This window comes from Bacteroides sp. AF25-38AC, assembly GCF_003602995.1.
GTDB lineage: Bacteria > Bacteroidota > Bacteroidia > Bacteroidales > Bacteroidaceae > Bacteroides > Bacteroides uniformis.
Genome location: NZ_QTMD01000006.1, coordinates 111,162 through 130,553, shown reverse-complemented (window position 1 = coordinate 130,553; position 19,392 = coordinate 111,162). Strand labels below are relative to the sequence as shown.

The window sequence follows — 19,392 nt, the reverse complement described above, 5'->3', positions numbered from 1 at the left end:
TACTATTTAGGGATTTACGATTTACTATTTACAGTTACTTGGTCAGTTCATTCCGTAGCATCTCCACTCCGGGAAATCCGGTTGCTTTGTAGGAAATATCTCCTTCACGGTTCACGACGAAATAGGTCGGGATACCCGGATATTCGTACAGCTTTGCCAATGCCGTACTTTGCTCATTGCTAATGCGACAGTGAATACCGGGTATATCCGGTATCATTACTTTCCATTTTCCTTCAGGAGATGTTTCGTCGACAATATATAGATAAACCACCTCTTTCAGCTCCTCTTTCAACGGTTTCAGGCTTTTCATGGCCCGCATACAAGGACCACACCAGGTGTTCCACATATCCACCAGTACCATCTTGCCACGATAAGGACGAGTAATGACCTGCAACAAACTGTCTGCCGCTACCTCCTTTTCCACCTCAACAATCTTATATCCGGTCTTTCCCTTAGTAGCTTCCAACTCTGATTTCAGTTCGGCTTCAATCCTCCCGTTTCTCATCAGGAACAATTGCCTGAGGTCGGGAGAAGCGATGCTGTCCACCGTCCGACGCTCTTCCTCAGTCAAAGGCATGTACTTGCTCAGATTACGGGAAGCACGCCCGGCAAGAAGCATGTCCGGCCAAAGAGGGTCTTGCACAAACTTATCCCGGAAATTTCCGGTAGCGGTCTTCACAAAGTCCGTATAATAATTGTAATATTTCTGTTCGGGGGTATGCAGAATATCCAGTTGCAGTATTTCCTTGAAGTATGAGGTACTGTCCACCGTCATGTCCGCCCTTTTCACCCCCTTCCTGCCCGAAAGCATCGGGGCATAACTAAGGTTACTCTTGTAATTATAGATAAGGCTGAACAGATTCATATCCAGATTTGCCCGGATATAAGTACGGCAAGCCTGGCTCATATCCTTGTTTTTTACAAGTTTCTTTTGCATATCTTCATAATGCCTGAACAGATACTTTTTATATGCCTGCGGAGTCATCCCACAAATATCTGCATAAAAATCATCAGCTCCCGATAAGCTTTTCATTTCACCGAACCGCAGCAACTCGGTATTCAGACCGGCATAGTCTCCTTCAAACCAAACACAGTTGTCCGTTACACCATCCCTTTTCCGGCTTAAAAGACGGCTTTGCGAATAGAATATTTCAGGCAGATTGATTGTGACATCCAGTTCTCCACCCGGAACGAGAAACAATTCTATTTTCGAACGGGATATCCACAGCGTAGCACCGCTCGGCAACAGCACCTCTGTCTCATAACGGAACGTGCCATCCTCCGCTATCTTCAAGTCCTTACCGGTGAAATACATGAAGAACCAAGGCGAGTCATAGTAGCGTAACGTCACTCCATACTCCGGTTTATACCCCAATATCTGCCCCTTTATGACAGTCTTTCCCATATTCAATTCCGGTCCGGGCAATGGCAAAACCTCATCCGGTTTCTTATTCCGCAAACGTTCGGAAATATCCACCCGAGGTTTCTCTCCGTTGAGCTGTATACCATAAATTACCCATCCTTCATCACTGTCCGGTGTCTCTACAAAATCAAAGCTCTCAGTATCCATCGGAAGCGGACTAAACTTCAAAACAGCAGTCATTTCACCGGAAGCGGGAATATGCGTCCATTCATCCCTGGCAAAACCGGTATTTCCCAAATATCCGTAATCCTTTCCGGATGCCCGCAACACAGCTGTCGAATCAATCCTGACCCTATCGCCCTGCATGCCATAAAGCCTCACCGCCAGCCAGGTCGTATCTTTTCCAAGCGTCACTTGCTCCACTTCAATGCTACGCGTATTGCATGCCATGAAATAGGGTACCTTTACGATTTTCTTTGCCTGCAATCCGCAGCAAATACTTACCAGCAGCAAACAAACCAATCCGATGTTTTTCATAAGCCAGAGTTATTAGAGTCTCAACAATCTCAGTCCCTTCCCTTTTCCACGTCTTGTATCAACTGCTTCAGTTCTTCCAGGGATATATCCTCTTCCTTCACCAGAGACGACACTGCGCTGAGATAGGAATTATTGAAATATTTGCTGATAACGTTCTTCAGTGTCCGCTTGCGGAAATCCTCCTCGCTGACCACCGCATAATACTGATACGTGTTGCCGTACGTATGATGGCTCAAGAATCCCTTATCCTCCAATCCTCTCACAATGGTGGACAAAGTATTGAAATGTGGTTTCGGCTCTTCATAGAATGCCAGCATTTCCTTCACAAACAAGGGTCCCTTTTCCCAGAAAAAGCCCATGATTTCTTCTTCTTTTGCAGTCAATCCTTTCATAACATTCTTTGTTTTCCGCAAAGAACTAAATTATTTAGTTCAAAAACTAATTTCTCTCGTTAAATAAAACTAAAGCTTTTAGTTTATTCGGCAAACACCAGTCTCCAACCGTCTCCCGACAAGCAAAATACCTACTAATAGTGATTGCAGTTCTCGGATAAAAGCCGTTACTTTGCGCACGAATCAGAGAATTAAAAACAATAACATACAATGAATGAGCAACATAAGTACCGCTCCACGGACAAGATGAGTGACCTCATCTGTGACAATTACTCCTTATTAATGGTGATGAGCCGCTTCGGACTGTCATTAGGATTCGGAGACAAGAGCGTGAAGGACGTCTGCGAAGCACAAGGCGTCGATTGCCCTACATTCCTCGCCGTAGCCAACTTTATCAGCGAAGAACAATACTCTTACAGCGGTAATGAAAGTGATTTTTCCATTCCCGCCCTTATGGATTATCTGAAGCGTGCCCACACATATTTCCTCGACTTCAACCTGCCGGCCATCCGCCGCAAACTCATCGAAGCCATCGATTGTTCCAGTACAAACGATGTAGCCTACCTCATCCTGAAGTTCTTCGATGAATATGCCAAGGAAGTACGCCGCCACATGGAATATGAAAACCAGGCCGTATTCACCTATGTAGAGCAATTACTCCAAGGCAACCTATCGGATGAATACAACATCGCCACTTTTGCCAGCAAACATAATCAGATAGATACCAAACTGAAAGAGCTGAAGAACATCATCATCAAATACTACCCGGAAAAGGAGAACAACAATCTCCTGAATGCGGTCTTGTTCGATATATTCAACTGCGAACAAGACCTTGCCACCCACTGCCAGGTAGAAGATTATATGTTTGTTCCCGCCGTAGCGCAAATAGAAAGGAAACTGAAAAATGAACAATAATACTTCTTTGAAGATTGTCATTGCAGAAACTTCGGTCATCATCCGGAGTGGCCTGACGGCTGTTTTGAAGCGTATTCCCAACTTGAATGCACACCCTATTGAGGTTTCTTCTCCGGAATCGCTGCAGAACTACATTCACATGCATCCGGCAGACATTATCATCATCAACCCCACTTTCGGTGGCTGGTTCGACCTGCCCGCCTTCAAGGCAGAACACGGAAAATCCGGTATCAAGTACATTGCTATGGTATGCTCCGTCATCGACAACAACATATTGAAGGAATATGACGAGAACTTCGCCATGTGCGATGACGTAGATGTCATCGCCTCCAAAATCAACCACTTGCTACACACCGAGGAGGAAGAGGAAAAAGACAGCGAACAAGAAACCCTGAGCCAGCGCGAAAAGGAAATCATCACCTGCGTTGTGAAGGGCATGACCAACAAAGCCATCGCCGACAAACTCTACCTCTCCATCCATACCGTCATTACCCATCGCCGTAACATTGCACGCAAACTGCAGATACATTCTCCGGCAGGGCTCACCATCTACGCTATTGTCAACAAGCTGGTAGAATTGAGCGACATCAAGGACTCTCTATAAGATTCTTCCGGCAACCGTTTCCCTACCCGCTGCGGCCTATAGGGAAAAACCGGATGAATCCCTTGCAAAAGTATGCTCCTCCATACGGGAAAAGCCCTCTGCCTATTGATTAAGGTTTATCTTGTGCCTGAAGACAAAGCTCATCCCCTATGTCATCCCTCCCCATCCTATGACTCTTTATGCCCCACAAGTATCCTTATCCAACCTTACCCACAGTATCCGTCACGCCATACACAAATCCCCGCTTCACGATATCACATCGGGAAGCGGGGATCCTTTTATCTTCATAAAAGTGGTTACGTAATTATGACTAACTAATTCATTCAAATCTGATGTTGCAAAGATAGGGCATCGGCAGACAGTACGCAATCACTTAAATTAGGTATAATAAAACAAGTCAGTCATCATAAATAGGTAGAACCACCCGTAAATCAGGCATTGGCATAGCTGTGCATTCCTCCAAGGATGTAGTTCACCCCGAAATAGGTCATCAGGACTGTCAGAAAGGCGGCAACCATATAGATATGGAAGAATAACGGACTGCGGAAAATGCGCAGGCTGCGCGCATGGAACGCCGCTCCATAAACCATAAAGGTAATCAGCGCCCATACTTCCTTCGGGTCCCAAGCCCAATAACGCCCCCAAGAAGCATTGGCCCAAACCGCACCCAGAAAAATGCCGGCTCCCAAAAAGAAAACGGCGGGATAAAGCAGCAATCGGCTGAGCAGCATCAACATCCGGGCTGAACGGCGAAGACACAATGCCAGTATGCCGTTCAGCATCATAAAGGCAAACAAAGCATAAGACATCATTATCAACGACACATGCGTACTGAGCCACGGAGAAACGAGCACGGGCATCAAGGGAGTGATTTGGGGATTCATCTGTCCCAAATAGGACACCAGTAAGGCAAAACCGGACAGCAAAAAACCGAAAGGCACCATAAACGGGAAGCGCCGCCGAAACAGACAAGCCAGGAACAGCGCACACAATGCCATGAACTGCATCGTTTCGTATCCATTACCCAACGGGATACGCCCGCCGATGTACCACCTCAGACCATACCCGAAGAGCTGAAAGAGAAACGCCGCATAAAGAGAAAACGGGAAAAAAGTATCTGCCAAACGCGAAGAGAAAGAGAGCGCTACAATCCTACCGGAAGAGTCTGACAATGCCGACGAACGGCGCAGGCCGCGATACAGCAGACGGAAGAAAGCCAGCATCCCCACCGTAAGGTTGAACATGAACAGCAATTTGCTGAAAGGAATACGGTTATACAGCAATTCGGCTTGTATTTTAGTATCGGAAACAGGCTCCACACTCCCGTCTTCCGGCAAAGGACGAATCAATGTACCATTTTGGAGCATCAAAATCAGTCCCACCTTTTCATCCGCCTCTACAATGGCCTTTTCCAGAGAAGTCATTTTCTGATGATGGTCTTGCTTCCCCTTCCAGAACTTCTGCAAGCGATACTTCTCACCGTCGAACAAATCAGCCAGACATGCATAGGGTGTCTCCAAATGAAGCAGGCGACGGAGTGCCTCGTTTTTGATATAAATCATCGGCTCATTCTGCCAAACCTCCGGACGCAGAAGCCATCCGCCAATCACCTGCTCCGGCGTCATGCCTCCATAAGACGATTTTCCCGTCAGTTTCAGTACAAAATCGCGCGCAAGGGTATTGAAAGGAACCACACGGTCATTATAAATCACCTGCTTACGGGCAAGACTATCCGCCTGCTTGCGTGCCAGTGCCGGAAGGCTTCTCTTCTGCGCATGTACCCCACTTCCCAGACACAGCAACAATAGAACAAACATTCCTCCCTTCTTCAACAACGGATGCCTCAGCAGCCTGCGGAACTCTCCGCCCCGGCTGACCAGCATCCAGAGCATGGAGACACCTAACAAGAGGTATCCACTATAGGTAATCCCTATCCCCCACGGGTCATAATTCACTGTCAGCCAGCTCCCCTGCATATCCTCATCAAAGGAAGACTGATAAAAGCGAAACCCCTGCCGTGAAAGAATACGGTTCATGGAGACGGGCGTCTCACCGTGAATATAGCTGATATAATCTGCAGGAGCATCCGTACCCGGATAGTACTCAATCCGGAAACTGTCCAGACGTAAGGTGAACGGTAACTCTACAACCTGCCTGCCGTCTTGTTCCAAAAAGCAGTTCACCTCACTGCCGACAGTAAGATGCACATATCCTTTTCGGCCACAAAGAAACGTAGTCATGGCTCCCGCCAAAATCACGAGGAAGGAGCCATGCAACAACAACGTCGGGAGACGCCGCCACAACCGCTGTCTTACAAGCACAACAACAGTCATCGCAGCAAGGGCTCCCCACAAACAACAGAACCAAATCGTATGATAAACATGCTTTTCTACAAAATCCGTACTGTATGTCTGCTCTACAAACGTAGTTGCAGCAAGTAAGAGCAGCAAACAACCATAAACAGCTATGAGAAACTTTTTCAATTAAGAGCTATCAATTAAAAGTAAAAAATCAATATGGAGCAAACTCCTTGTTTTCTAAAGACTTGACTCCCATACATTCCATCTCTATCAGCCAACCCGGACGACATACGGGAGCATATACAAACACTCTCGGAGTATCCGGAAAACGCTCGTCATACATTCCTTTGACCACGGTATAGTCAGCAACATCCCGCAGATAAACAATCATCTGTCCTAAATCATCAAACGTACAGCCAGCCTCTTTCAACAAAGCCTCCACATTCTCCCACATACGTTCCGTCTGCTTGCGAATGTCCCCGGGATATACCACCTCACCTTTATTATTGATGCTCGCAGTACCCGAAATAAACACCTGGCGACGGTCGCCATAATCCACATACGTACCTCGCTCGAAACTCACACCGTATTCGTATGTGGGATTCAGATGTGTCGGTGCGTAAAGGTAGTGAATTTGTTCAGATTTCAAACCATCTACAGCATAAGTATCCATCTGAACCGTCACTTTTGGGTCGGCATGACGGCCACCGATACCGGTACTGGAAATATAATGAGTCTTCTCCGTCAAGTCCTGGGTAACAAACACCTCATTACGCGCCTTCACCACTCCGGTATAATTCACATCCACGTTCTGTACAAAGAACCAGGTACGTATGCAATTATCAGCCAGCTTGCAGCCCTGTTCCATCAGCTGCATCACATAGTCATTCAACAGCAGACGGGTCTGGTATTCCGAATTGGCGGCACGATTGAAAGAGCCGCCTCCCCAAAGGTGACGGTAGGCGCCATGTCTCACTTCGAACAATCCGTTATGAAGTACCTGTGTTTCCACACCTTTCTGCAGATAGACCCACAGTGCAATCTTTGTACCGTTCAACGGCGGCTGCTCTACCACGGAGAGTGCACAATCCGAACATTCTGCCGAAAGCGCCAGTAGCATATCTGCCTGATTGGCGGCGTCACTTAGAAAGTAGCGTTTAAAGATGGCAACAGCACCTTGTAGCTCACTTTCACGTAGTTGGCAGTAAGTGTCGACCACCGCATTCAGCTGTTCTTCATAAGTCGCTTCCGGTCTGGTGGCATGAATCATTACATGATATTCCGAAACACCCGCTTCTACCTCATATTTAAAGATTTCGGTTAAGGTATTCTCCAATTGATTAGTTTGTTGTTGTTTATTTTTCATATTAAATATCAATTAGTCGTTGTTGTTCAAAAAAGTACCGGTATTACCAGTAAGGCCCATCATTATTACGGCTGTGCACCATCGTCAATCCAGTTGCCAATCAAAGACTGCATATCAGATGAGGTTATCATCTGAGAATGGTCTATACGCCAATCCGAGCTGATGTCCGTACCCAATATGAGATGCAAGACACTTTCTGACGCATTGCCGGGCATAACCCTCATTTTACCGTCCACCGTCGTTGAAGCCCGGTTGACCAGATCAGCATGGCTATGTCCTTCCAGCAGATTCAAGCCACCACCCGGAGTGGTGCTAAGACCATGGCAAGCCGTACAAGTGGCATTGAATATTTTTTGTTGAATGGCATTGTACATACTTGCATCAACTGTTCCTGCATCCATAAGTATAGTATCAGCGATTTCAGTACATTCCATTGCCACCAAACTGACAATGCGCTTCCTCAACTTATTGATTACACATAGCTCGACAGTTGTCACCTCATCCGTTATGCCGGACATTGTCAACTGGATTTCATCATTATCCGATTCGGATGCCGGAACAACCTTTGAAACAATGGCATAATCGCTTTCATCATCAAATCCTGCCACTACCACACTATAGTCGCCCGACCACTTATCCACACCACTAATCCGGCCTGTCATCTTCACTGTGCGTCCTTCACCCGTGGCCACTACGGCATTCTCATAAATTCTCCCCTCATCGCATGCATGCAGACCTATAAGAAGCACGGGCAGAAAAAAGAAAAGAATGTATTTTTTCATAGACGAATCCTTTCCTGACTTCATTTAGAATGTATATTGAAGCATCACCGTGGCAGAGTGAGTGGCCAGACCTAAATTATCATTATCACGGTCGAGCTGCGTGTCGTGTCCCCAACGGGCTACATACTGATACATTGCCTGCAATTTCAGGTTGCATCCTCTGAAAAAGTAATTCATACCTACAGCAGGCATATTCAGGAAACCGTCGTCATCCGTACCGTTACGATTGAAGATATCGTAGCGTGCGGCAAGCTGTAGGCGGGGAGCGACAAAGTAACCACCTTGCACATAACCGCCTAAAAAGCTATACGATTCATTTATCTTTTGCCGTTTGGTGAAACCTACATTCATATAATAAGCTTCAGCCGCCAGATAGAGCTTGTTCTTCAACATGGCAAATTCCAACCCCACACGGGTATCATTGGTACTCTCATTTTCACTCTCCACATTGATAGAACCCGAAAGACCGAATAATATCTTATCCTCGTTCAAACGGTTAGGATTACCTTGTGTGGAAGGCATCACCCCCTTGGGCATATAAGTCAGACGTCCGGCATACAGCAATGAAGGGATATGCCAGTCATCACTCATCGTCTTTGAAGCTGTATTCACGGAAGCTCCGGTTCCATTGAACAAGCCGACTTCATAACCGAACTTATCTGCCACCAGACCGTGAATTTCAACACCCAGGTCAAATCCCGTACCGATATTAGGCGTCACGGCATTCAACGAATAAGGCAAAATTACAGAAGACGTCAGAGAAACCGGCAACTGGGGAAGCAGTGTTTCGCCAAGAGTTGTCAGATAGGCATGCGAAAATGGAGTCTTGAACTTTCCGACACGAATCGCAAATTGTTTTTTCAGCTGTACATCAAACCACGCCTGCTGTAACAGCGCTCCTCCACTTGCAGCAGCATTGATGGACAGATTGAAAGCTACTTTTCCAAAAGCCTTGCCAGTAAAGCCAAGTACGGCATAAGGAATGGAAAAACCCGAATTGGCAATATTATCTTGGTTATAAGCCTTATCCAAGCCTTCATCATCATACCAATTGAAATTAGCACTCGTTTGTACCAACAGATAAGGCTTGAAAACAAAATCACCTTTCTTTGTTTCAATGGTAAAACCTTCTCTTCCGGCCAATGACACTACACCATTCTCCGTATCTTCCTCATGTTGCGCCATAGCGGTCAAAGGCAAAACAGCCAGCATGGCGACATATAAAAATTTCTTCATAATTACTTTTTATATAAAGCTTATTAGTTCTAAAGTGAATTTAAAAATACAATCAGGGCATCACGGTCATCCTTACTCATGTTCTTAAAGAGATTTTTCGATGCTTCTCCCTCTCCCCCATGCCACATTATGGCTTCAACAAGATTGCGAGCACGACCATCGTGCAAGAAGTAGGTATGTCCGTTTACCTTTTCCTGAAGCCCGATACCCCAAAGCGGAGTAGTGCGCCATTCATTGCCACGCGCCAACCCACTTACATAGTTGTCATTCAGACCGACTCCCATAATTTCGGAGCCCATATCATGCAGCAAAAAATCCGAATAGGGGTGAATTGTCTGACTTCCCAACCATGGCAAACGGGTACCGTTCAACAGCACGGAGCCCCGAGGCTTGGTATGCAACGTGGTGACATGGCAAAGATGGCACTTGGCTTTATAGAAATTCTGTTCTCCCCTTATCACCTGCGGGTCATTCACATTACGCCGTGCAGGAACACCAAGACTCTGCATATACAAGTCAACATCTTCCATATCTTCTGTAGAAACATCCAACTGGGCATAAGAAAGCCCCATCATGCTGCCTTGATTCACCTGGGACTGCCCCTCGCATATCTCTTCCGGATAGCGGCTATTGGTAACACCCATATCACTTGAAAAACCAAGTTCAACAGTCAAATCCGCATGTTGAGCCTTATTTCCCGACAGCCCCAAGCTTCTCACACCACGTTCGGTAATGTAATTGCAACGGCCACTTATACCATACTCCGGATAATTACTTTTTGCAGCAAGCGCTTCAATCTCCGTAGGTTCCAAAGCCATCATTTGCCCCATACCGACATGTCTCAACGGGATACGCACCGTACAGAACATATCTTCAGGCTTTATACTGTCAGCATACCATTCGGATATGGAATAAGCCGGTCTGCAAAGTTCATACTTCTCTCCGTCGGGAAAGGTAAAAGTCTCATAAGTATACTCCACAGAAAGCTTCCCCTCCGGTTTCACTCCATAAATTGCCTGGTCATGGAGGACACGACCATAATCCTGAAAAAACGCACCATTCTTGCGGCTTATATAAACCAGCATCGAGGAAAACCCGTAACTACCCGATCCACCTTCACTCCACAGCGTCGGTTTGGTACGGCCGGCATTACGATGACAACTGCCACAAGAATACCCCGCATAGACCGGGCCAAGACCACCTCCCATGCCATTGCTACTCGTACGCACATCATCGTAAAGCCCGTCACCATCATTAAAGCGACTGTTGTAAACACCCGACACCCAGTCTGCCGGTGAATCATAGGCCTTAGATGAATTCATGAAGATTGTGGACGTTCCGGCAGACAGAGCGTATCCTTCAGGAATCTCTATATCCAACACGTCAATCCCATCATCATCACAAGCAGTCAAACCTGCCGACAAACAAAGGAGAAGACATGAATATCTCATTAAACGATTCATCATCTTTATCTACTTTTTAATAATGGCATATCCAAACATGCCAAAGAAGTAAAGGCAGGATTCTCCAAATCCTCCCCTTTACTTCTTGAGTATTGTTTATAAATAATTCTTATTTAACTGTACGAGGCTTGCCATCCTTGAAAAGCAGGAATTCCAAAGTATGGAATCCGCGTACATTTTGGGCAGATTCAACTTTTGCATCATCATCACCCTCGCTCCATTCCAAATCGCCCCATTTCTGGGAATTCAGAATCTGGACAATGGCGTTCTGGTCCAAAGGCCAACTATCCATATTCGGGTCAAGTCCCAGCTCATCCACCGGCCCAAATAGGAACGCCTCACTTTCCTCCCAAGGTTCACGGGCTGTTATCCAAGCATTGCATGCCGTCTCAAAAGCACTGTTAGAGGGATTGTTGGCAAGAGCCACCACAGCGTCATACAGCGTACTATTCTTCTCCTTCAAATCCTTATAGGTAGGCAAAACCACAACATTGACATAATTTTCAACAATCGGGTCAAGTGCTTCATTGCTGTTAATGGTGCTATTGTCCCTGATATAAGGTTTCAACTCCTTATCCAATACACTTTCCAGTTCTTCACAAGCCTTGATAGCCGCTACCGTTTCCTGACTGTTGATATTATTACGGAAAGGTTGGGGAATAGCCTGAATAGCCGATGCTGCCGTAGTGATAGCTGCCGACACTTTCATATCCAACTCCGCATTGACTCCAGCCACCAATTTTGAAATTGACTTGTCGCTCACCTTACCGTCCAAAGAGCCGTAATAGGCATTGCGGATTGAGTAAATATTATTGGTATAATCATCACGGGAATGCCAGCTATACCATGACTCAACAGCATAGAGGGCCTCTGTAACATTGTTTGCCATATATTTATTATATGGATCACCAATCTTCGTCTCACCTACCTCATTGGAGATTTCAACACAACCGTCGATAACCTGCTCTATACAGTTCCAGGCACTTGAAAAGTTATAGGCACCATTATGAGCTTTGAAGGAAGTTGCAAAACTTGCCCCACCCTTATAACTCGTATTCCAAGAATCATAAAGATTGGTGGCATCTGCCTTCAACAAAGCCGCCACATTTCTCATGTAGTTGTGCCAACTTGCCGCATTCTCCGAGTTATACTCAATGTCAGCAGGATTAACTGTACTGTTGTCATCATCATCGCTACAAGCAGTAGCCGTAAATGCCAGCCCTAATACCAAAGCTGCCGCATAAAAGAAATTTTTCCTCATCTGTATAAAATTAATTGATTACTATTCATCTACTTCTTGACAAACCAACCGATATAGGCAATACCAATCGAAAACTCATTTTCACTATTATACTTGCCAGTTCCAAAAACCTTGTTTGTTCCGATTTGGCGGGTAGTGTAGTCAGCCTTTACCACCAGATTAGGCAAGGCATACCAATTCAATCCAGCAGTCCACATGCTTACCTGACAACGTTTCTCCATTATCTGGCTGGCCTCTCCCTTTTCTTGCGGATTATAATATTCATAACGTGCAAAGGGGTAGATAACCGGAACTTTCCTGTTTCCTTTGAAGAAAGCGCTGATATTCAAACCGGCCTCGGCTGCATAACTGACTACATTCTTTGCAATGGGGGTTATACGGCTGTAAGGAGATTTATTCGACAATTTGGTATTTGCCTCACTAAGCTTCGCTGAATTACCCAAATTTCCGTATACCATATTGGCACGGGCAACCACATATTTATTACGGTATTGGGCATCTGCCGTATAAATTCTTACCGGAATCTTACCGGTAGACGAATAAGTATCCGCTTTGTCAGAATTGGAACCGGCATCAGCGCAGTAATAGAACGAAGCACCTATACGCAACCCCGGAACCCCCTTATAGTCCAGACGAGCCACATAGCCCGGTGAAGTAAAGTTGTCTTCTTCAAAGATGCCTTGTTTGCCACTTGCTATCCAGGTGTTACGGTCAAAGCCATTGGCATTCAGACCGGCCACTATCATGGCCTGATAATCAAAGCTGGCATATCCTTTTCCAAAAGAACCAAAAAACTCGAGTCCGTTTTCATGCCACGTAGAAGGAAGGATGGTTGTCTCTCCTTCCGGCCGATAAGTTCCAAAGAAATTGATTGGTTCATGATGGGCGTTGGTCAATCCTACCGGGACAATGATGTGACCGGCACGTATGTTGAATTGTGGAACAATTAAACGGGTAATGTGGAATTGCTCGATAGCCACTTCGCCACCCTTTTCCACCTCCGTTTCATACTCACCGTTTTCCGTATTCTCAAGTTCATAAGCAGTACCCGTACCACCGGATTCAAACTCGATTTCAGCACCGAGTATCCATTTGGAATTGAACTTGTAATCCAGAGCCAACACGAAACGGGGTATAGAAATTGTATTCCTATGTTTGTCTGGATTGCCTTCAGGCGCACCATAGAAACGGTTAATACCATAATCCTTAAAACTTGCAACCATTTCTCCGTATCCACCGAAACGGAATTTCTTGTAGTTGTCGCCATCATTCGCTACTTTTTCCTTTTTCTCTTTGTCTGTTGAAATCTCCGTACTCTCTGCTGCAGAAGTAACTTTTTCAGGTTCAGCAGCCTGCAAAGCATTGGCAGAAAGCAAAAAACATAAAACGAATAAGCCAGTTAATTTTCTCATCTTTTATCTTAATTTTTGTTGGGAGCAAAGGTAGAGGTAGTTAAAAAGGAGAACAATACCTAAAAATTGCGAAAAGAAGAGAAAGAGTAACCATTAGTAGGTAATGGCAGATTTATAACAACAAATAAAGATGAAAAAGGAGGATAAATGGTAAAAGAACTATTAAAATGCTAATTCACGTAACGAGCACGATAAGCAGGGCCGTACCTTCCAGAATACGGTCAAGCACAGTGGGTTGGAAACGGACATTAGGGCAATTCTTGCCGGAATAAGGACCAAGATTAATCATATTATCTACGATTTAGAATCTGTTATTACTAATCCTCCTTTGCTTTCTCTTCAGACGGAGGAGGATTCTTGGACTTCTTCATCCGCCCACTCTTCCGCAATGCTTCAGCGATAATCCACTGAAGCTGTCCATTGGTACTACGGAACTCGTCGGCTGCCCATTTTTCAATGGCATCCATCGTTGCAGCATCCACACGGAGGACAAAGCTTTTGGTTGAAGTTTCTTTTTTAGCCACTATTTATTTACTATTTAACAATTTACGATTTATGATTGAAGTTACTTTGATATAACCAAGTACCAATCAAAGAGTATTCTGCTTGCCCCGCACGAAGGAGGCAATGTCATCCATAACATATGCCGGGACGGGCGAAGCATGGCTATACTCAAACGGAGTCGCCTTGCCGCTGCCTTCCTGCAACAAGTGATTCAATTTCGGATAAGATTTGAAGTACGCATTCTTACAATGCAACAGACCGGAACGCCATAAACCGAAGTCTTCCATAGTCACTTGATAATCTCTCTCCCCTTGAAGAACAAATATGGGCAGCTTTAGTTTAGCGGCAACCTCCACTGGTTTGTAAGCGTTGGCAAACAGCCAATAGGAGCGGGGCTGCCCCAACGGTAAGGGAATTGCCTCATCGAACTCTTCGGTACCAAGCTTTTTGACATTCACCAACTGTTGTTTCAGTTCATCAAGTTGAGCCTTTACATTGACTGAAGAATCCGTCAAAGAAGAGGTATAATAAAACTGTTCCTCAAGAGCATCTTCAAGCGGTCTTGCCAGTCCGGCAAGGATAATGATACCTGCCAAACCTTTCGAACGCCCGGCAATACGGGGAGCCAATGTACCTCCCAGGCTGTGCCCCAACACATACACACTGTCAGGAGCCAGCTCGGGCAAAGCTCTTACCTGCTCCACTATGGCAACGGCATCGTCCACGGCCTCAGTATCATAATCGAGTTCGCGACCGGCAGGAACGCAAGCCGCACCATATGCTTTTGTCCGTTTTTCATAGCGGACGACGGCAATGCCGCGTTCCGCCAATCCCCAGGCCAGGTCACGGAAAGGCTTGTTGGGACCTATCGTCTCGTCACGGTCGTGAGGACCGGAACCATGTACCAGAATAACACAAGGAACCCTGCATACATCCGAACCGACTGCCCTCTTGGGCAAAGTCAACGTTCCGGGAAGCTTGTAGCCGTCGGCTCCCAGCGTAATATCCCTTTCATCCATTTTTGTCTTATCATAGGCTACCGGTTGGGCAGTGCTAACAGCAGGTGCAGGGACTAGCCGGATTGTATTCAGTGCCCCGTCAGCATCAAAAGCCACTAGAAAGCGGAGATTATAACGTTCAAATTCCACATCGGAATAATAGATAGTAATTCCCTGGGCAGAATCGGTCTTCCATTCTCCTTTTGATATGGATTTACCAAACATTTTCTCTGCTTGCCGGAAAGAATCATTGAAGAGTGCCGGAGCCAGTTTCTCCTGCAACTCCCGGTTCAATGCCGCATGGATGCTGTCACCTTGCCCTGCCACAAACAATTCATAAATGTGCTGCGCGCGCGCAGTATTCGCATCTTGTGCAAAGCCCCCATATACATTGCCCAGCAAGAGCAGTATAAGAGCCCACCGTCCTATGCCTCCCATCTCTTTCATCCGTATCCTTTATCAATGGTTCAACGTTCCCGTATTGACTACCGGTTGGGCAGCCTCGTCCGCACAAAGCACTACCAACAGATTGCTGACCATTGCTGCTTTCTTGTCTTCGTCCAGTTCAACAATTTCTTCTTCAGAAAGTTTATGGAGCGCCATTTTTACCATAGAGACTGCCCCTTCCACAATCTTCTCGCGTGCCGTAATAATGGCAGATGCTTGCTGGCGACGCAGCATCACAGCGGCAATTTCGGGCGCATATGCCAGATAGTTGATACGCGCTTCCACCACTTCCATACCTGCCATGGCCAGGCGTTCATTCAATTTCTGCTCCAGCTGTTCATTGATTTCCTCACCGCCCGAACGAAGTGTCAACTCTTCCGTATCAGCCTCATTATCATCATAGGCATACTGACCAGCAACCTGGCGAAGAGCGGCATCACTCTGTATCATGACGAAATTCTCGAACGCATTCATACGGTTGGCCACCGCATTGCCAAGACTGACCTGGTTCGCATTACCCGCTGTCGGAGCGGATGCAGCCATTGTTTGTGAATCAATCTCAAACATGGCTTTATAGGTGTCCTTCAGCTTCCACACCAATACCAGTCCTATAAGAATAGGATTACCAATCTTATCGTTCACCTTTATCGGCTCCACATCCAGGTTGCGTGCACGAAGCGAAAGCTTCTTCTTATTAAGGAAAGGGTTTACCCAGAAAAAGCCGGTCTCTTTGAATGTTCCCTTGTACTTGCCAAAGAACACCATGGCACGCGCCTCGTTCGGTTCCAGCTCCATATAGCCGGCAAACATAATGAACCATACCAGACACAGACACACCGAAAGGATCAAGGTAGGCACAGAAATGAGAAACCCAAAGATTATCACCGCCGTAAGCACTACCAAATGAAGGAACAAGGCCAGAAAGCCATTCATCTTGAAACCACTGAAACTACACTCTTTTGTTTCCATATTCTATAAATTTAATTGATATCATAACGATATCACAAATATATCAATTAAAATTAGAGAAGTACAAAGAAACAAGGGAGTTAACATATAGTATTAAGGATTATTAAGAACATGTATTCCCAGTATATAAAAATTCCGCTTGAGGGTCATAACTCACCCTCAAGCGGAAAACTTTTTTTGACTCTGTCAGTGATGTATCAAGACTGAATGACAAAAGACCGGCGCAGCAAATCAGCAGTTTGCGAGCTACCGCCCACCATCAGTTCATAGCTGCCTTCGGAAACGCACATGGCATTGCTTTGCGGATTCCACCACACCAACTCTTTATCACCCAAATCAAACTCTACATCGACCGTCTTTCCTGCCGGGATATGTACCCGCTTGAAAGCACGCAATGCCTTGCTCGGTCCTTCGACATCATCGTTTTTCTTCAAATAGACCTGCACAACCTCTTCACCGTCACATTTGCCGGTATTGGTTACGGGGACACTCAATCTCAATTTCTCACCGGACTTTATATTATCCGAACCAAGCACCACAGCGCCATAGCTGAAAGAGGTATAGCTCAATCCATGACCGAAGGGGAAAAGCGGTTCCTGGGTCATGTAACGGTAAGTCCGGCCCGTCATATTATAATCCTCAAAATCTGGAAGCTGTGACACATTACGGTAGAAGGTTACCGGCAAGCGTCCTGCCGGATTGTAATCACCGAACAAGACTTCAGCTACAGCCGTACCGCCTGCCTGACCGGGATACCATGCCTGCAGGATAGCTCCACACCTCCCGGTTTCCGGCTCCAAGCCGATAGGAGAACCTGAACAGTTCACCAACACCACCTTTTTACCGGCATGGTGCAAAGCGGCAATCAGTTCCCGCTGGACAGCAGGCAACTCAATATCAGTACGGTCGCCTCCTCTGAATCCGGGAAGCTCAACACCCATCTCCTCGCCTTCGAGGTTCGGAGAGACTCCTCCCACAAAGACCACGACATCAGCATCCTTTACACGCTCCACAGATTTCCTCACATCCACTTCATTCTTAAATCCAAGGTCAAAGTTCAGCTGTGCATCGCTACGGAAATATTCAAAATCCAATTCAACGTCATACGTTTTTCCTGCTTGTACCTGCAAAGTATAAGCACTCTTCTGCCCACCGTGCTGATTGGAGAATCCTCTCACTTCCTCCCCATTTATCCGCAATCTCCCTGAGCCATAAGCATAGATGTCAAAGACCACCTCTCCCGACTGGTCGGGAGTGAATACGCTGTTGTAGGTAGCCGAGAAGTCGGTAAGGTTCACACCCGGAGCAAAAACCGTGGCACCGGATGTACAGAAATGGAAAGGAGTGGTCACTTGGGCAGTAGTGACTGGCTCACCGTCACGAGTCACGTTATTCCAGTAGCGTGCAGTAAATCCGGGTTTCCCGTCGGCAGTCTTGCAACGGTTGAAGACGCTCTGTATCTGAGCTCTCTCCACCCATCCGCAGCCTTGTTCATAAATAAGCCGATCATCACTCCCCAAAGCTTTTCTAATTCCGTCCAGAATGGTAACTGTGTGCGGAGGCATACCGTTATAATTTCCCCACTGCATCACAGAATCATTGGCATTCGGACCCATCACGGCTATAGTCAGCCCTCCACGCTTCAACGGCAAGGTATTATCCTTGTTCATAAGCAGTGTCATTGACTTGCGCGCCATGTCGAGCGCCAGAGAATCGTGTCCGGCAGAAGCCACCACAGAAAAAGGAATGCCAGTCCAGGACACCTTCTCCGGCTCGTCCATTTCACCCAAGGCAAAGCGAGCCGTCAAAAGACGCTTGACTGCTACATCCACTGCTTTTTCATCAATCTTTCCCTGCTTCACCGCTTCTACCAGGGCCTCGTAACTCGAACCGCACTCCAAGTCAGTTCCACTCAGCACCGCAACTGCCGAAGCGGACTCTGCATCAGGATGCGTCTTATGACCATAGTCTCTGTAAAAATCGGCAATAGCTCCACAGTCCGAAAGGACAATACCGTCAAATCCCCACTCATCGCGCAAAATCTGCATCAGTAGGCGGTCGCTACCGCAGCAAGGATCGCCCTCAAAACGGTTGTAGGCACACATCACCTCCTTCACTTTTCCTTCTTTCACCAAAGCCTCGAAAGGAGGAAGATAAGTTTCATACAAATCACGGGGCTTGATATTTTCCGCATTAAACTCATGGCGGTTCCATTCCGGACCGGAGTGTACGGCAAAGTGCTTGGCACAAGCATGCAGCTTGTCATATTTTCCATCGTTCGTACCCTGCAAACCTTTTACAACCATCACACCCATACGGCTGGTCAGATAAGGGTCTTCCCCATAAGTCTCTATACCCCTTCCCCAGCGGGGGTCGCGATAGATATTCACTGTAGGAGTCCACATCGTCAATCCTTGATAGCGTTCATGGCTTTCCTGGGATGTATAGTAGGCATTCTTGGCACGGGCCTCATCAGAAACAGCAGTAAATACCTCGTATACAGTCTCCGGCGAGAAGGATGCCGCCATACCAATCGGTTGGGGAAACACTGTGGCCAGCCCGGCACGCGCCACTCCATGCAACGCTTCATTCCACCAGTTATAGGGCTTGATGCCCAGACGTTCCACTGGTTTGGAACTGTCCATCATCAAGGACACCTTCTCTTCGAGCGTCAGTTCCTTCAGCAAAAGTCCGGCACGCTCTTCTGCCGGCAGAGATGCATTTTTGTAAGTAGCCTGTCCACATCCCGACAATAGGAAGAATGGCAAAAGGCAAAGAAGTTTCTGTTTCATCATGGTTTTATATTAATCGTTGTTACAATCGCTTGTATCACAAAGATAAAT

The 19,392-nt window shown here is 46.4% G+C and carries 15 protein-coding genes; 2 read left to right on the top strand and 13 right to left on the bottom strand.

Annotation, left to right across the window (positions count from 1 at the left end; all coding sequences use genetic code 11):
* Nucleotides 1-34 precede the first annotated feature (34 nt).
* Together DWY55_RS06045 and DWY55_RS06040 are read right to left on the bottom strand one after the other, a co-directional pair.
* Nucleotides 35-1,900 (bottom strand): TlpA family protein disulfide reductase, encoded by a 1,866-nt coding sequence (locus DWY55_RS06045; RefSeq protein ID WP_022401728.1) that lies wholly within the window; start codon nucleotides 1,898-1,900, stop codon nucleotides 35-37.
* 29 nt (nucleotides 1,901-1,929) lie between these two features.
* Nucleotides 1,930-2,292, bottom strand: coding sequence for a BlaI/MecI/CopY family transcriptional regulator (locus DWY55_RS06040; protein WP_005823785.1), 363 nt, complete (start codon nucleotides 2,290-2,292; stop codon nucleotides 1,930-1,932).
* A 210-nt stretch (nucleotides 2,293-2,502) separates the two neighbouring features.
* Between DWY55_RS06040 and DWY55_RS06035 the strand changes: the two genes are divergently transcribed.
* On the top strand, nucleotides 2,503-3,207 hold the full coding sequence (locus tag DWY55_RS06035) for a hemerythrin domain-containing protein (protein ID WP_008665531.1): 705 nt from the start codon (nucleotides 2,503-2,505) through the stop codon (nucleotides 3,205-3,207).
* Complete coding sequence (locus DWY55_RS06030; protein WP_005823789.1) at nucleotides 3,197-3,811, top strand: response regulator transcription factor; 615 nt, start codon at nucleotides 3,197-3,199, stop codon at nucleotides 3,809-3,811. The genes DWY55_RS06035 and DWY55_RS06030 overlap by 11 nt, the downstream gene beginning before the upstream one ends.
* Nucleotides 3,812-4,242: 431 nt before the next feature.
* On the opposite strand, the gene ccsA is transcribed toward DWY55_RS06030, so the two are convergent.
* The 11 genes from ccsA to xyl3A all read right to left on the bottom strand — a co-directional run bounded on the left by ccsA (nucleotide 4,243) and on the right by xyl3A (nucleotide 19,341).
* A complete protein-coding gene (ccsA, locus tag DWY55_RS06025; protein WP_117877886.1) occupies nucleotides 4,243-6,294 on the bottom strand; it encodes a cytochrome c biogenesis protein CcsA in 2,052 nt (683 codons plus the stop codon).
* A 28-nt stretch (nucleotides 6,295-6,322) separates the two neighbouring features.
* Entirely contained in the window at nucleotides 6,323-7,477 is a 1,155-nt protein-coding gene (locus DWY55_RS06020) for a Rid family hydrolase (protein ID WP_005823794.1), read from the bottom strand.
* A 65-nt stretch (nucleotides 7,478-7,542) separates the two neighbouring features.
* Nucleotides 7,543-8,259: a hypothetical protein gene (locus DWY55_RS06015; protein WP_008665536.1), complete on the bottom strand. Its 717-nt coding sequence runs from the start codon at nucleotides 8,257-8,259 to the stop codon at nucleotides 7,543-7,545.
* Nucleotides 8,260-8,283: 24 nt separating this feature from the next.
* Nucleotides 8,284-9,495 (bottom strand): porin, encoded by a 1,212-nt coding sequence (locus DWY55_RS06010; protein WP_005823796.1) that lies wholly within the window; start codon nucleotides 9,493-9,495, stop codon nucleotides 8,284-8,286.
* Nucleotides 9,496-9,524: 29 nt separating this feature from the next.
* Nucleotides 9,525-10,958: a di-heme oxidoredictase family protein gene (locus DWY55_RS06005; protein ID WP_085931069.1), complete on the bottom strand. Its 1,434-nt coding sequence runs from the start codon at nucleotides 10,956-10,958 to the stop codon at nucleotides 9,525-9,527.
* A gap of 109 nt (nucleotides 10,959-11,067) precedes the next feature.
* Entirely contained in the window at nucleotides 11,068-12,219 is a 1,152-nt protein-coding gene (locus DWY55_RS06000) for an imelysin family protein (protein ID WP_005823798.1), read from the bottom strand.
* A gap of 29 nt (nucleotides 12,220-12,248) precedes the next feature.
* Nucleotides 12,249-13,631 (bottom strand): hypothetical protein, encoded by a 1,383-nt coding sequence (locus DWY55_RS05995; protein ID WP_005823799.1) that lies wholly within the window; start codon nucleotides 13,629-13,631, stop codon nucleotides 12,249-12,251.
* A gap of 317 nt (nucleotides 13,632-13,948) precedes the next feature.
* Entirely contained in the window at nucleotides 13,949-14,155 is a 207-nt protein-coding gene (locus DWY55_RS05990) for a hypothetical protein (RefSeq protein WP_005823802.1), read from the bottom strand.
* A gap of 66 nt (nucleotides 14,156-14,221) precedes the next feature.
* Entirely contained in the window at nucleotides 14,222-15,580 is a 1,359-nt protein-coding gene (locus DWY55_RS05985) for an alpha/beta fold hydrolase (RefSeq protein ID WP_005823804.1), read from the bottom strand.
* Nucleotides 15,581-15,592: 12 nt separating this feature from the next.
* Nucleotides 15,593-16,549 carry an SPFH domain-containing protein gene (locus DWY55_RS05980; protein WP_005823806.1) on the bottom strand — a complete coding sequence of 319 codons (957 nt, stop codon included), beginning with the start codon at nucleotides 16,547-16,549 and terminating at the stop codon, nucleotides 15,593-15,595.
* 197 nt (nucleotides 16,550-16,746) lie between these two features.
* On the bottom strand, nucleotides 16,747-19,341 hold the full coding sequence (gene xyl3A, locus DWY55_RS05975; protein ID WP_057097280.1) for a xylan 1,4-beta-xylosidase: 2,595 nt from the start codon (nucleotides 19,339-19,341) through the stop codon (nucleotides 16,747-16,749).
* Between the last annotated feature and the right edge of the window lie 51 nt (nucleotides 19,342-19,392).